Here is a 14,275-nt window from a genome sequence, read left to right on the forward strand (position 1 = left end):
GTTTGAGGAAATTTAAATGGCAGATAAACGAGATTATTATGAAGTCCTTGGCGTTTCTAGAGACGCTAGCGAGGCAGAATTAAAAAAAGCATATAGACAGCTTGCTAAGAAATATCATCCAGATATGCATCCAGGTGATGCCGAAGCAGAAGCTAAATTTAAAGAAGCCTCAGAGGCTTACGGCGTATTATCTGATGCTGACAAGAGAAGACAATATGATCAATTTGGTCATGCTGCCTTTGAAAATGGCGGCGCTGGTGCAGCAGGCGGATTTGATTTCGACTTTAGCGACTTCGGTGACATTTTCGGAGATATCTTTGGCGGCATGTTTGGCGGCGGCGGTGGAAGTAGACGTAACAGCAATGGTCCACGTCGTGGCGCAGATGTAAGAATGGGAACAAGAATTACATTTGCAGAAGCAGTTAAAGGAACTAAGAAGCAGATTGAAGTTAATATTAAAGAGACATGTAGCTCATGTAACGGAACTGGTGCTAAGAAGGGTACAAGTCCTGAGACATGTAAGAAGTGTAACGGCCGTGGTCAGGTAACATACCAGCAGCAGTCACTCTTTGGTATGGTTCAGTCAGTAAGACCTTGTCCAGATTGTGGTGGAACAGGTAAGGTTATTAAGGAAAAGTGTCCAGACTGTAAGGGTACTGGTTACATTAATACTAAGAAGACTATCGAAGTTACAATTCCAGCAGGTATTGATGACGGACAGGCTATTAGAATTTCTGGAAAGGGCGAGCCAGGTGTTAACGGCGGCCCAAGAGGAGATTTATTAGTTGTTGTTTCAGTATCTAAGGATCCTAACTTCATTAGAGATGGCTACGATGTTTTATCAGAAGTTAAGATTAGCTATCCTACAGCTGTTCTTGGTGGTGAAATCAAGGTTAAGACAGTTGATGGTGAAGTTCTATATGAGGTTAAGCCAGGAACTGCATCAGGCACTAGAGTTAGACTTCGTGGTAAGGGTATGCCAACTCTTCGTAATGAAAATGTACGTGGTGACGCATATATCGACCTAGTAGTTAATATCCCTACTCATTTAACTAAGGAGCAAAAAGATGCCCTTCTTGAATATGACAAGGCATTGACTGGCGAAGAACGTCCAACAAAGAAGAAAGGCTTATTTAAGTAAGCTTTATAATTTATATATGAAATCTATTAATCTCTCTAGCTAAATTTAGCTAGAGAGATTTTTTTATGTGTATTTTATTTGTATAGTAAGAGAAAAGATTATATAATAATTTTAGATGAAAATAAAATTGTTTGAACGCAGTGCCACTGCGTTCATGAGGAAGTAGCGAAGCGGATTCCGAATGTCCGCTTTACTTATGTGAGGACTCAAACTTAAATAAAATATTAGGGGGTTACTAACTATGTGGGCTTATGAAAGTGTATTTTATCAGATTTTCCCCATAGGAATGCTTGGTGCACCAAGGGAAAATGATGATGTAGAAGCAGATTTTAAGGTAACTAATAGATTAGCAAAGATCGATGAGGATTGGCTTGATCATTTTGAAAAACTAGGGATCAATGCTATTTATTTTTCACCAATTTTTGAATCCGATTCACATGGCTATAATACAAGGGATTATCGCCTTATAGACAGAAGACTAGGTACTAATAAGGATTTTACCGACTTAGTTAAAAGACTTCATGATAGAGGAATTAAGGTGGTTATAGACGGGGTCTTTAATCATGTAGGCAGAGGTTTCTTTGCCTTCCGTGATGTCATAAAAAATAGGGAGAATTCTAAATACAAGGATTGGTTTAACATAAATTTTGGAGGAAATTCAGAGTTTAACGACGGTTTGTGGTATGAAGGCTGGGAAGGTTGTTATGACTTGGTAAAGCTTAATCTCTCAAACGAAGAGGTTATAAACTATCTTCTAGAATCGGTAAAAATCTGGGTGGAGGATTTTGATATTGATGGAATTAGACTTGACGTGGCTTATTTACTTGATAGAAATTTTTTAAAGAGACTTAGAAGTTATACAGATGGTTTAAAGGCTGATTTCTTCTTATTAGGGGAGATTTTAGGTGGAGACTATAAAACTATAATGGCAGATGATATGTGCCACTCTGCAACTAATTACGAGTGTTATAAGGGTATTCATTCAAGTTTAAATAGCATGAATCTCTTTGAAATCATGCATTCCCTAAAAAGACAGTTTGGTCCGGAGGATTGGACTCTTTATAAGGGAAGACATTTGCTAAGCTTTATAGACAATCACGATGTTACAAGGGCGGCCTCAATTATTCAAAGACCAGAGCATTTAAAGCTTATGTTTGCCTTTATCTTTACAATGCCTGGCATTCCTTGTATCTACTATGGAAGCGAGTGGGGCGCTAAGGGAGAGAAAAACTACGGGGATTACGAATTAAGAGCGGCCTTTGATAAGCCGGAATTTAATGAGCTTACAGAATATATAGCAGAACTTGCTAAGTTTAAAACTAAGAGCAAAGCCCTAAACTACGGGGATTTCACTGATTTAATGATTACAAATAGGCAGTGTGCCTTTAAGAGAAGCTATGAAGGGGAGAGCGTTTTCATTTTCATAAATGCAGATGAAAATCCATACGAGTTTAACGTAGCGGGTGAGCACTTTACCCTAGAGCCTTTTGGCCTAAGGATACTTACATAATTTACTTAAAAGAGAAAGTAGAAATTGATTGGGGGGATTTATGTGAAGGAGAAGAATAAGAAAAACAATAAGAAAAGTAATAAGAAATTTTTACATCTAGGAACTGCTATAATATCTATTGGGCTTGTGTCATTACTAGCCCTAGTTTTAACTATTGGAGCCTTTGCCATTGAAGAGTCTAATGCTAGCAAGCATATAAAGGCTGGGGTTGTGGAAAATGTAGAGCTTGAGACGGAACAGGCTGTACCTCGCCTATTTTCACTAAAGGGGGAGGCTAGCCTAAACATTTCCCTGGGAGAAACATATATAGACCCAGGAGTTAAGGCATGGGACGAGTATTTAGGGGATATTTCTGAAAATGTATCTATTAGCTCTAATGTAGACAGCAGCCAGCTAGGTAGCTATGAGGTAAGCTATAGCCTTGAAGATGTAGACGGAAACACTTTAGAGCTTAGCCGCGTGGTAAATGTGGTGGATTTAGATGCTCCCGTAATTAGCCTTGCAGGAGATAGCATGGTTTATTTAAAGCTTGGGGAGAGCTACACAGATCCAGGTTTTAGTGCAAGTGATAACTGCGATGGGGATTTAACTGCAAATGTGACTAGTACTAACAACCTAGATACAAGTAAAATAGGCGTTTATAACATCAATTATTCTGTTACAGATTCCTCTAATAATACGGGCACTGCCACAAGAAAAATATTTGTTTATCAGCAGCAAACTCTAGAACAGACAAGGAATCCGGGAGATAAGGTGGTTTATCTAACCTTTGATGATGGACCTTATAAGTATACTTCTAGGCTTCTTGATATTTTAGATAAGTACAATGTAAAGGTAACATTTTTTGTAACCAATCAATATCCGTCTTATCAGTATTTAATAGGGGAAGAGGCAAGACGAGGTCACACTGTTGCAATCCATTCCTACTCCCATAAATACTCTGAAATATACTCAAGCGAGGAAGCCTACATTAATGACCTAAATGCTATGCGAGAGATTATCATTAATCAAACAGGCGTTGCACCAGCCATTATTCGCTTTCCAGGAGGTACGGATAATACTGTAAGTAGGCATTATAATATAGGCATCATGTCTAGACTTACAAGCGTAGTTACCAATATGGGCTATAGATATTGCGACTGGAGCGTTTCTTCAGGAGATGCCTGTGGCGAACAGTCAAGGGATGCGGTTTATAATAATGTTACAACAGGAATTGCCGATAGAAATGTGTCAGTGGTTTTACAGCATGATATTAAGAGCTTTAGCGTAGATGCTGTGGAAGATATAATTGTTTGGGGCTTGGCAAATGGCTACACCTTCCTTCCACTTGATACGAGCTCGCCTATGGTTCATGCAAGCCCAGCTAATTAACTCCTCATTGATTTAATGTTAAAGTTTTTGTAAAATACTTATGTATATAAAATTTTACATTAAAGAGGGAGTTACAAATGTTATTTAAGAAACTATTAAAGCAAGTGACTGCCATTAGTTTAATGGCAGTCCTTTTTTGTTTGTCACTAACAGCATGCGCAGACAAAACAAAGGAAGAAACTAATGAAACAAGCCTTGAGACAGAGGCTACAACAGAAGAAACAACTGAGGCAGAGCCTAGTGAAATCAGTTTAATCATGGTGGGGGATATTTTACTTCACGATAGGATTGAAGAATATAGCCTTCAGGAAAACGGTCAATATGATTATTCTGCAATTTTTGAAAATGAAAAAGAGTCCATTCAGGCAGCTGACCTAAGCCTAGTTAATCAAGAGGTTATTATTGGCGGCGAGGATCTTGGAGTTTCAGGCTACCCTGCCTTTAACTGCTCTTATAATTTGGCTACAAACCTAGTAAATTCAGGTTTTAATGTTATCCTACATGCAACAAATCATGCCCTTGATAAGGGTAAGACAGGACTTTTAAATTGCCTTCACAATTGGCAGACAAATTATCCGGATGTGGCTGTTCTTGGTATTAATGAAAGTCAGGAAGAAAGAGATAACATCTATGTTTACGAGCAGGATGGCATGAAGATAGCTATTCTTAATTATACTTACGGAACTAATGGCATTTCCCTTCCATCAGACATGCCTTATGCAGTAAATATGCTTGAGGAAGATGCAGTGGTTTCAGATATAAAGAAGGCTAAGGAGCTAGCTGACTTTGTAATTGTTTGCCCCCACTGGGGAACAGAATATTTGCTTGAAACAGATAGCTTACAAAAGAAGTGGACTAAGATTTTCCTTGAAAATGATGTCGACCTCGTAATTGGAACACATCCACATGTTATTGAGCCAATTGAAATGTTAACTAATGAAACTACAGGTCATCAAATGCTTGTATATTACTCACTAGGTAACTTTGTAAACTGGACTTCATCAAGTGGAACTGGCATTGCCAATAGAATGCTTGGGGGCATGGCAGAGGTAACCCTTGCAAGGGATGATAATGGTGATGTAGTAATTAAGGATTATGGAGTTAAAGCAGTGGTATCCCACGTTACATCTAAGCTTAACGGAATTACGGTTTATGACCTAGCAGATTACACAGAGGAACTTGCTAGTGAAAATGAAATCGTAAAACAGGATGCAACATTTTCAAAGGAATATATCACAAGCTTGGCAAATCAGGTTTGGGGCGATTTGTGGCATTAAAAAAATCTTTTTTAAGGAGCATTTAATGGCAGGTTTAATTAATGAAAATTTTGAAGAAGAAAAAGCTATTAATAAACTAATTGTACTTAATTATAAAAATATAAAATCTCTAGATATAGCAGAACGTAGAAAACTACTTGAAAAATATTTTTTTAATGAAACAGGAAAAAGTTGGAATGTTCCAGATGATATATCAGAAAAACTCATACAATTACGTTTAGAAGAATTAAAAAAGTAAAAGAAGATAAAAAATCTCTTCTAACTGGATTATCCAGTAGAAGAGATTTTATTTTTTATAAAATTTATGTCAAATGCTCTTTAAAATAAGTTTTTTCATTCATATCAAAGCTGGAATTATGGCTATTTGCCTTTGAATCTTCTTTAAAACTAATCTTCTTATAAGAATGAATAAAGTAAGCAATTTCAGCCACTCCCGTAATTACAAAGGAGAATGGGTAGAGTAGGTAAAGGGATGGGATTGTACCAATAATGGCAAATACTGTCTTTACCCATAAAACTCTAAATACACAAGCACCCATGATTACAATAAATGTAGGCACTGCAGTTTTATGAATTGCTCTTGAAGCAGCAATAGTACAGTCCATAAGGGCTGATAGGAAATAACAAAGAGCCATGATGTTTAGTCTCTTTAGACCTGCATCAATAACGGCTGGCTCTGATGAGAAGAAGGATAAAAACTCTCTACCAAAGGTAAGTAAGAGGCTTCCCATTAGTAGGCCAAGTCCCATGGATAAAAAGAGACTTGTTAAGTAACTTGTTCTCATTCTTTTCTTATCTCTTGCACCGAAGTTCTGACCTATAAAGGTTGCACCTGCGGTATTAAAAGCTGCCATACTTTCAAAAATAATGCTATCGGCATTAGTGGCAGCAGAATTACCTGCAACTAAAGTTGCATCAAAGCTATTAACACCGGCCTGTACAAAGAGGTTTGCAAAATGGAAAACCGCACTTTGAAAGCCTGATAAAATTCCTAACTTAGTAATAGTAGGAACCTTTGATTTTGTAATTCTTATCTTCTTAATTTCCAACTTAAAATCCTGCTTTTCTTTAAGCATTGTAATAATGATCATAACTGCAAGTAGATACTGTGAAATAACACTTGCAAGGGCAACACCTGCCACACTTAAATGGCAAATAATTACAAAAAATAAATTTAGAATTATATTTACCACACCACTAATAGTTAAGAAATAAAGTGGCTTCTTTGTGTTACCTGCTGCGGATAGGATTGCATTTCCCCAATTATAAATACCAAGGGCTGGCATACCTATGGAACAGATTCGTGCATAAATAATGGCACCTTCAATTAATTCATCCTTAGTTCCTAAAAGTTTTAAGATAATTGGTGAAAAGAAAATTCCTATAAGTAGGATAATTACACCTTCTAAAAAACTAATAATAATACTTGTATGTACTGTCTCTGATAATTCTTTTTTATTCTTGGCTCCGATATGTAGGGCAGTAAGTACATTTATACTTCCGCTCATTCCAATAATAAAGGCAAGAAAGAGCTGGACTAAAATTACTGATGAGCCAACACTTCCTAAAGCATTAGAGCCTGCAAATCTTCCAACTACCGCCACGTCGCATAGGTTAAATAGCACCTGCAACAAATTAGTAAACACCAAAGGTATACTAAAGAGTAGCATCTGCGGCAGAATCGGACCTTTCGTAAAATTCTTCATTTTCTCAATCCTTTAACAAATATATTCTCTCAAATCGTTTGATACTATATCATTAGAAATATAGCTATATCAAGCCAACGCTTTAATGCGAAAAAGATAGGAAATAACACATTTTTTAACTAATATGAAAGTCCTTAAAGTTCCCAAAGTCGGCTTTACAAATAGCCAAGAATTTATTATTATAAAGATTGTGTTTTATGACTTATATTAGATGAGTTAAATAGGTAGAAAGAGGTAACTAATCATGGCAGAGTCAATGGTAGGTTTGAAAAGAACTCATAGATGTACTGAAGTATCTAGCGCCAATGTTGGAGAAAAAGTTACAGTTATGGGTTGGGTACAAAAAAGAAGAAATTTAGGTGCTTTAATCTTCGTAGATTTAAGAGATAGAAGTGGTCTTTTACAGATCCTTTTTGATGAGAATGTAATTGGTAAGGAAGGCTTTGATAAGGCCTATACACTTCGTAACGAATTCGTTATTGCTGTAGAGGGTACAGTTAATAAGCGTTCAGGTGCCGTAAATGAGAATTTAAAGACTGGTGATATTGAAGTTATCGCAGAGTCTCTTAGAATTCTTTCAGAATCTGAGACACCTCCTTTCCCAATTGAAGAGAATATTCCAACTAAGGAAGATATTAGACTTAAGTACAGATGTCTTGATTTAAGAAGACCTGATATTCAGTCTAACATTATTATGAGAAGCCAGGTTGCTACATTAACAAGAGCATTCCTTGCTAATGAAGGCTTCCTTGAGATTGAAACTCCAATGCTTACTAAGTCTACACCAGAAGGTGCTAGAGATTACTTAGTTCCATCAAGAGTTCATCCAGGTAAATTTTATGCTCTTCCTCAGTCACCTCAGTTATTTAAGCAGATGCTTATGTGCTCTGGTTATGATAGATATATGCAGATTGCAAGATGTTTCAGAGATGAAGATTTAAGAGCTGATAGACAGCCTGAATTTACTCAGATCGATATGGAATTATCATTTGTTGATGTTGATGATGTAATCGATGTTAACGAAAGATTACTTGCACATCTTTTCAAGGAAGTACTTGATGTTGATGTTAAGCTTCCAATTCAGAGAATGACATGGCAGGAAGCTATGGATAGATTCGGTTCTGATAAGCCAGACCTTCGTTTTGGTATGGAACTTCATGACGTATCTGAAATCGTTAAGAACTGCGGCTTTGGTGTATTTACATCAGCTCTTGAAAATGGCGGCTCAGTACGTGGTATTAACGCAAAGGGTCAGGGTAGCATGCCTCGTAAGAAGATCGACGCTTTAGTTGATTTCGCTAAGGGTTATGGTGCTAAGGGCTTAGCTTACATTTGCATTAATGAAGATGGAACATACAAGTCTTCATTTGCTAAGTTCATGACAGAAGAAGAGATGGATGCCTTAGTTAAGGCACTTGACGGTGAGAAGGGTGACTTATTACTCTTTGCAGCTGATAGAAATAAGATTGTTTGGAATGTACTTGGTGCATTAAGAGTTGAGCTTGCTGATAAGATGGGCTTACTTGATAAAAATGATTACAAGTTCTTATGGGTAACAGAATTCCCTCAGTTTGAATGGTCAGACGAGGAAGAAAGATGGGTAGCGATGCACCATCCATTCACAATGCCTATGGACGAAGATTTAGATAAGTTAGAGTCAGACCCAGGTGCAGTACGTGCTAAGGCTTACGATATCGTACTTAACGGTACAGAAATCGGTGGTGGTTCAGTAAGAATTCACCAGGCTGATATTCAGTCACGTATGTTTAAGGCTCTTGGTCTTACAGAAGAAACAGCTAACGAGAAGTTCGGATTCTTACTTGATGCCTTCAAGTATGGTGTTCCACCACACGCTGGTTTAGCTTACGGTCTTGATAGACTTGTAATGCTTATGGCTAAGCGCGATTCAATCCGTGACGTAATTGCATTCCCTAAGGTTAAGGATGCAAGCTGTCTCCTTACTAATGCTCCTGATGTTGTTGATGAAAAGCAGCTTAAGGAATTAAGCATTGATATAGCAGAAGAAGAGACAGAAGAAAACTAATAAATAATAAAGCTGATGTTACATTTGAGAAGTGGCATTAGATTTTTAAGGAAAGGAGCCGAAAGGCTCCTTTTTTTTGTGAAATTTTTTAAGATAATATTTGACAAGTTAGCTATATCTAACTACAATGTTAGTCAGAACTAACAAGTTACCTAAATTTGTTCTTGTGTACAAAAGGGAGGAATTTATGAAGAAAAGAAGTACCTTCTCCTGGGTTATTCATTTTGCAGGGAGAAAGAAAAGTTTTTACATTGGTAGTGTGCTACTTGCCATTATCGGTGTTGCCATGTCATTTATTCCATATTTGATAATTGCAAAGATTGTTGGAATGCTTTTATCAAAGGATATGGATTTTGGTCATTGTATGTCATTGATTTTGATAATGGCTCTGTGTTGGACTTTGAGAGTTGTGTTTCATTCAACTTCTACAACATTGTCCCACGTTGCCACATTCAACGTATTAGGCGGGATCAGAACTCAGCTTTGCAAGAAGCTTTCAACTATTCCCCTTGGTTCGGTTTTGGATGATAATAGCGGTGCCTACAAAAATATTATTGTAGAGCGTGTTGATTCTATGGAAACAACTTTGGCTCATATTGTGCCTGAGTTTACAGCAAATATCTTATTGCCTATAGTCATGTTCATTTACATTCTTGCTTTGGATTGGCGCATGGGCTTGGCAAATCTCATTTCAGTTGCAATCGGTTTGTGTTTTGTGGCTGGTATGATGGCCCGAAGTCAGGGCGAATTCGAATATACGATACAGAAAACTAAATATTTGAATGATACAGCTGTTGAATATATCAATGGTATCGAGGTTATTAAGGCCTTCGGCAAGACAGGAAGTTCTTATGAAAAATTCGTGCTTGCTGCAAAGGAAGGTGCAGATTGCTTTATCAATTGGATGAGAAAATGTATCTGGTTCCAGGCTGGAAGCTTTGCTTTCACACCAGCCACATTCCTTGGAGTTCTCCCAATTGGTTTGCTTTTAGTGAAAAATGGTGGCATGACACCAGAGGATTTCATCACATCAGTTATTCTTTCTGCGGGTCTCATGGGACCTTTGATGATTGCCTTTTCATACATGGATGACATTATGAAAATGCAGGCAATCTTTGGAGAAGTTACAGAGATTATTGAAAGAGAAGATATGGTAAGACCTGACACTCTTACAAAGCAGCCGGTGGGCTCTGATATCACTCTTAGAAATGTGAGATTTTCTTATAAGGATAAGGAAATTTTGCACGGCTTGAATATGGATATTAAGCAAGGAGAGGTTAATGCCTTTGTGGGACCTTCCGGCTCAGGCAAGAGCACAATCGCCCGACTCATCGATTCCCTTTGGGATGTAGACGAAGGCAGCATCACTTTTGGTGGAGTTGATATTAAAGAGCTTCCACTTGATTATTACACAAGCAAGATTGCTTATGTTGCCCAGGACAACTATCTGTTTGATATGTCCGTTATGGAAAATATCAGACTTGGCAAGGCCGGTGCCACAGATGAAGAGGTTATTGCCGCAGCGAAAGCTACTGGATGCCATGAATTCATCCTTGGACTTGAAAATGGCTACGACACTATTGTTGGTGGTGCAGGCGGACATCTATCAGGGGGAGAGCGACAGAGAATCTGTATAGCACGAGCAATGCTAAAGGATGCACCGGTTGTAATTATGGATGAAGCTACGGCATATACGGATCCCGAAAATGAAGCTCTTGTACAGGAAAGTGTGGCAAAGCTGGTACGGGGCAAGACTCTTATTGTTATTGCCCATAGGTTGTCAACTATCATTGATGCGGACAAGATTTTCGTTATAAATGAGGGAAATGTTGAGGCAGAAGGCACTCATGCGCAGCTCCTAGCTGATTGTCCTCTCTATAAGAATATGTGGGAGGCACACACCATGGTGAAGGACGATGACAGAGTGGATTCAGTTATGGGTTCAGACGCTAGAAGGGAGGCTGCTCATGCTTAAAATTTTGATGAAATTTTTCAAATTCTGTAATGAAGAAAACAGAAAAAAGTTTTATATATCAATTGCATTAGGTGTTATTGATGCAATCTTTGCTGGCATGAAAATTCCTGCTGCTTATTTTGCAATTGATGCCATTGTGAATAATAAAATTACCGTAAATACATTTTTACTTGTAATGGGATTTATGCTCTTAAGCACTGTTGGAAAAATGGTTATAAATAGGTTCTATCAGATGCTTCTTACAGAAGGCGGCTATAGGACCTGCGCTGGCAAGCGAATTGAAATTGGCGAGCATCTCAGATATTTGCCAATGGGATATTTTAATGATACAAGCCTGGGGCATATCACATCTGTTACAACCAACACTTTGGAGCAGACCGGAGATATTGCAACCCGCGCAATAATATTAGTTATGCAGGGTACAATTACAACCCTCATCGTTAGTCTTGGAATGTTTATTTTCGATGTGAGAATCGGCTTGATATGTGTTGCGGTTATTCTGGTTTTCTTTATCTTCAATCATTTTACAAACAAGAGTGTAGAGAAGGTTGCTCCTGAGAAAATTGAGTCAGATAAGGATATGGTTGGCGTAATTCTTGAGTTCATCCAGGGCATTGCAGAAATCAGAAACTACAACATTATCGCCATGAACAACGCAAGGCTCAATAAAGCCATCGAAAGAAAAACAAAGGCTGATATCAAAGCAGAGATTGCGGCCATTCCTTTGGTAGGCGTGCAGATGCTCATCTGTAAGCTTGCGGGAGTAGTAATTGCAGGCGCATCAATCTCCTTTTATCTGAATGGCAGCATGAAGCTCACATACTGTATCACAATGATGCTTTGTGCATTCATTATCTTTGAGTCACTGGATTTGGCAGGAACTTACACAGCTCTTATCAGAATCATCGGAAAAGGTGTTGATATGGTAAATGAGATTATGGAAGTTGAGGAGATGGATATTAATGGTGAGGAAATTCATCCTTCAAACCGTGATATTCATCTTGACCATGTCAGCTTTGCATATGAGGACAGGACGATCATCGACGATGTGACCCTTGATATTAAAGAGAAAACTACTACAGCAATTGTTGGCCCATCCGGCGGTGGCAAGACTACACTGACATCCCTTATTGCAAGATTTTGGGATGTGAAATCCGGCAAGGTCACTCTTGGCGGAAGAGATGTAAGGGACTACAGCTTCGATTCTTTGATGGAGAATTTCAGCTTTGTTTTCCAGCGAGTTTATTTGTTTGAGGATACCATTGCAAACAACATCAGATTTGGCCGTCCGGAGGCTTCCATAGATGAAGTTATGGCTGCCGCCAAGAAAGCTTGTTGCCACGATTTCATCATGGCACTTCCAGATGGCTATGAGACAGTAGTTGGGGAAGGTGGCGCTACATTGTCAGGCGGTGAAAAGCAGCGAATTGCTATTGCCAGAGCCATCATGAAGGATGCACCAATCATCATTTTGGATGAGGCAACAGCCAATGTGGACCCAGAAAACGAGAAGGAATTGACAGAGGCAATTGAGAATCTTACTAGGGAAAAGACTATCATCATGATCGCACACAGATTGAAGACGGTAAGACATGCAGATCAAATCCTGGTTATTGATAAAGGCAAAATTGTCCAGCAGGGCAAGCATGACGAGCTAATGGCCCAGGATGGAATTTACAAGAATTTTGTTAGCGGACGAAAGAAGGCAGTAAGCTGGAAGATTGCATAATTTATTTGGATGAAGAAAGTGGATTGTAAAAGAAGCAGACCTAATTATTTTAACTTTTCTATACATTAAAATTAATTGACTTATGAACTCTAGTTATTATAATATAAATAATCGTAAGGGCTTTTAAACCTAGAAGGCTCTTATGAATCACAATTTGGGAGGATTTGTATGTATTCATTTAATGAAGTGTCAAGTTTTGATCCAGATTTAGCTAAGGCTATGGATGATGAACTTGCAAGACAGAGAAGTCATATTGAGCTTATTGCTTCTGAGAACCTAGTAAGCAAGGCTGTTATGGCTGCTATGGGAAGCCCACTTACTAACAAGTATGCTGAAGGTTACCCAGCTAAGAGATATTACGGTGGATGTGAATATGTTGACGTAGTTGAAAACTTAGCAATTGAAAGAGCTAAGAAGCTTTTTGGTTGTACATACGTTAACGTTCAGCCTCATTCAGGTGCACAGGCTAATATGGCAGTGTTCTATGCACTTGTTAAGCCAGGTGAAACAGTTATGGGTATGAGCCTTGACTGTGGTGGACATTTATCACATGGTTCAGCAGCTAATATTTCTGGTAGCTACTTTAACATCGTTCCTTACGGTGTTACAGCTGATGGATTTATTGATTATGATGAAGTTGAAAGAATTGCTAAGGAATGCAAGCCTAAGATGATTATCGCAGGTGCTTCTGCTTATGCAAGAACAATTGACTTTAAGAGATTTAGAGAAATTGCAGATGAAGTTGGTGCTTACCTCTTTGTTGATATGGCACATATCGCTGGCCTTGTAGCTGGTGGTGCTCATCCAAGCCCAATTCCATATGCTCATGTTGTAACAACTACAACACATAAGACACTTCGTGGACCAAGAGGTGGTATGATTTTATCATCACAGGAATTTGCTGATGAGCACAAGCTTAATAAGTCAGTATTCCCAGGTACACAGGGTGGTCCTTTAATGCACGTTATCGCAGCTAAGGCTGTCTGCTTAAAGGAAGCACTTGATCCAAGCTTTAAGGTCTATGCTGAAAATATTGTTAAGAACGCTAAGGCACTTGCTAACGGTCTTACAAGCAGAGGCTTTGATCTTGTTTCAGGCGGTACAGATAACCATCTTATGTTAGTTAACTTACTTTCTAAGAATAAGACTGGTAAGGAAGTTGAAAAGCTTCTTGATGCAGCTAATATTACATGTAACAAGAACACAATTCCTAATGATCCAGCTTCTCCATTTGTAACAAGCGGTATCAGACTTGGTACAGCAGCAGTTACAACTAGAGGCTTCAATGAAGCTGATATGGATGTAGTAGCAGAAGCTATTGCTCTCCTTGTTGACGATGTTGATGCTAATAAGGCTAAGGCTATGGAACTTGTTAAGAGTCTTACAGATAAGTACCCACTTTACGAATAAGATAAGAATGCAATTTGCATTTTAAGTTATGGAAGAGATTCCTTAAATCTAAGTTTTAATAATTCTGTTTTGTTTATTTTTAAATATTTACCGCGGGGCTTGGCCCTGCGGT

General features: G+C 38.3%; 10 protein-coding genes. 9 read left to right on the forward strand and 1 reads right to left on the reverse strand.

Annotated elements, in window-relative coordinates; all coding sequences use genetic code 11:
• The first annotated feature begins 16 nt into the window (after positions 1 to 16).
• From dnaJ to BLQ66_RS08745, 5 genes are all read left to right on the forward strand, one after another.
• On the forward strand, positions 17 to 1,141 hold the full coding sequence (dnaJ, locus tag BLQ66_RS08725) for a molecular chaperone DnaJ (RefSeq protein ID WP_074521820.1): 1,125 nt from the start codon (positions 17 to 19) through the stop codon (positions 1,139 to 1,141).
• Positions 1,142 to 1,382: 241 nt separating this feature from the next.
• Positions 1,383 to 2,651, forward strand: a complete 1,269-nt coding sequence (locus tag BLQ66_RS08730; protein WP_074521821.1) for an alpha-amylase family glycosyl hydrolase — start codon at positions 1,383 to 1,385, stop codon at positions 2,649 to 2,651.
• Positions 2,652 to 2,693: 42 nt separating this feature from the next.
• Positions 2,694 to 4,022: a polysaccharide deacetylase family protein gene (locus BLQ66_RS08735; protein WP_074521822.1), complete on the forward strand. Its 1,329-nt coding sequence runs from the start codon at positions 2,694 to 2,696 to the stop codon at positions 4,020 to 4,022.
• A gap of 77 nt (positions 4,023 to 4,099) precedes the next feature.
• Positions 4,100 to 5,299: a CapA family protein gene (locus BLQ66_RS08740; RefSeq protein WP_074521823.1), complete on the forward strand. Its 1,200-nt coding sequence runs from the start codon at positions 4,100 to 4,102 to the stop codon at positions 5,297 to 5,299.
• Between the two features lie 25 nt (positions 5,300 to 5,324).
• Positions 5,325 to 5,537 carry a hypothetical protein gene (locus BLQ66_RS08745; protein ID WP_074521824.1) on the forward strand — a complete coding sequence of 71 codons (213 nt, stop codon included), beginning with the start codon at positions 5,325 to 5,327 and terminating at the stop codon, positions 5,535 to 5,537.
• 64 nt (positions 5,538 to 5,601) lie between these two features.
• Here the strand turns inward: BLQ66_RS08745 and BLQ66_RS08750 are convergent, their stop codons facing one another.
• A complete protein-coding gene (locus BLQ66_RS08750) occupies positions 5,602 to 7,005 on the reverse strand; it encodes an MATE family efflux transporter (protein WP_083330326.1) in 1,404 nt (467 codons plus the stop codon).
• A gap of 244 nt (positions 7,006 to 7,249) precedes the next feature.
• Between BLQ66_RS08750 and aspS the strand changes: the two genes are divergently transcribed.
• From aspS to glyA, 4 genes are all read left to right on the forward strand, one after another.
• Positions 7,250 to 9,049, forward strand: a complete 1,800-nt coding sequence (aspS, locus tag BLQ66_RS08755) for an aspartate--tRNA ligase (RefSeq protein WP_074521826.1) — start codon at positions 7,250 to 7,252, stop codon at positions 9,047 to 9,049.
• A 187-nt stretch (positions 9,050 to 9,236) separates the two neighbouring features.
• Complete coding sequence (locus tag BLQ66_RS08760) at positions 9,237 to 11,024, forward strand: ABC transporter ATP-binding protein (RefSeq protein WP_074521827.1); 1,788 nt, start codon at positions 9,237 to 9,239, stop codon at positions 11,022 to 11,024.
• The gene (locus BLQ66_RS08765; protein ID WP_074521828.1) at positions 11,017 to 12,753 is read left to right on the forward strand and encodes an ABC transporter ATP-binding protein; all 1,737 of its coding nucleotides are present in this window, start codon (positions 11,017 to 11,019) and stop codon (positions 12,751 to 12,753) included. The genes BLQ66_RS08760 and BLQ66_RS08765 overlap by 8 nt, the downstream gene beginning before the upstream one ends.
• A 168-nt stretch (positions 12,754 to 12,921) precedes the next feature.
• Positions 12,922 to 14,163, forward strand: a complete 1,242-nt coding sequence (glyA, locus tag BLQ66_RS08770) for a serine hydroxymethyltransferase (RefSeq protein WP_074521829.1) — start codon at positions 12,922 to 12,924, stop codon at positions 14,161 to 14,163.
• Positions 14,164 to 14,275: the final 112 nt, after the last annotated feature.

Origin of the sequence: Lachnospira pectinoschiza, assembly GCF_900103815.1 — a bacterium.
In the GTDB taxonomy this organism is placed as follows: domain Bacteria; phylum Bacillota; class Clostridia; order Lachnospirales; family Lachnospiraceae; genus Lachnospira; species Lachnospira pectinoschiza_B.

Coding starts and splice junctions, on each gene's coding strand:
- glyA (WP_074521829.1), top strand. CDS start 12,922: ATGTATTCATTTAATGAAGTGTCAAGTTTTGATCCAGATTTAGCTAAG.
- dnaJ (WP_074521820.1), top strand. CDS start 17: ATGGCAGATAAACGAGATTATTATGAAGTCCTTGGCGTTTCTAGAGAC.
- BLQ66_RS08765 (WP_074521828.1), top strand. CDS start 11,017: ATGCTTAAAATTTTGATGAAATTTTTCAAATTCTGTAATGAAGAAAAC.
- BLQ66_RS08740 (WP_074521823.1), top strand. CDS start 4,100: ATGTTATTTAAGAAACTATTAAAGCAAGTGACTGCCATTAGTTTAATG.
- BLQ66_RS08730 (WP_074521821.1), top strand. CDS start 1,383: ATGTGGGCTTATGAAAGTGTATTTTATCAGATTTTCCCCATAGGAATG.
- aspS (WP_074521826.1), top strand. CDS start 7,250: ATGGCAGAGTCAATGGTAGGTTTGAAAAGAACTCATAGATGTACTGAA.
- BLQ66_RS08745 (WP_074521824.1), top strand. CDS start 5,325: ATGGCAGGTTTAATTAATGAAAATTTTGAAGAAGAAAAAGCTATTAAT.
- BLQ66_RS08750 (WP_083330326.1), bottom strand. CDS start 7,005: ATGAAGAATTTTACGAAAGGTCCGATTCTGCCGCAGATGCTACTCTTT.
- BLQ66_RS08760 (WP_074521827.1), top strand. CDS start 9,237: ATGAAGAAAAGAAGTACCTTCTCCTGGGTTATTCATTTTGCAGGGAGA.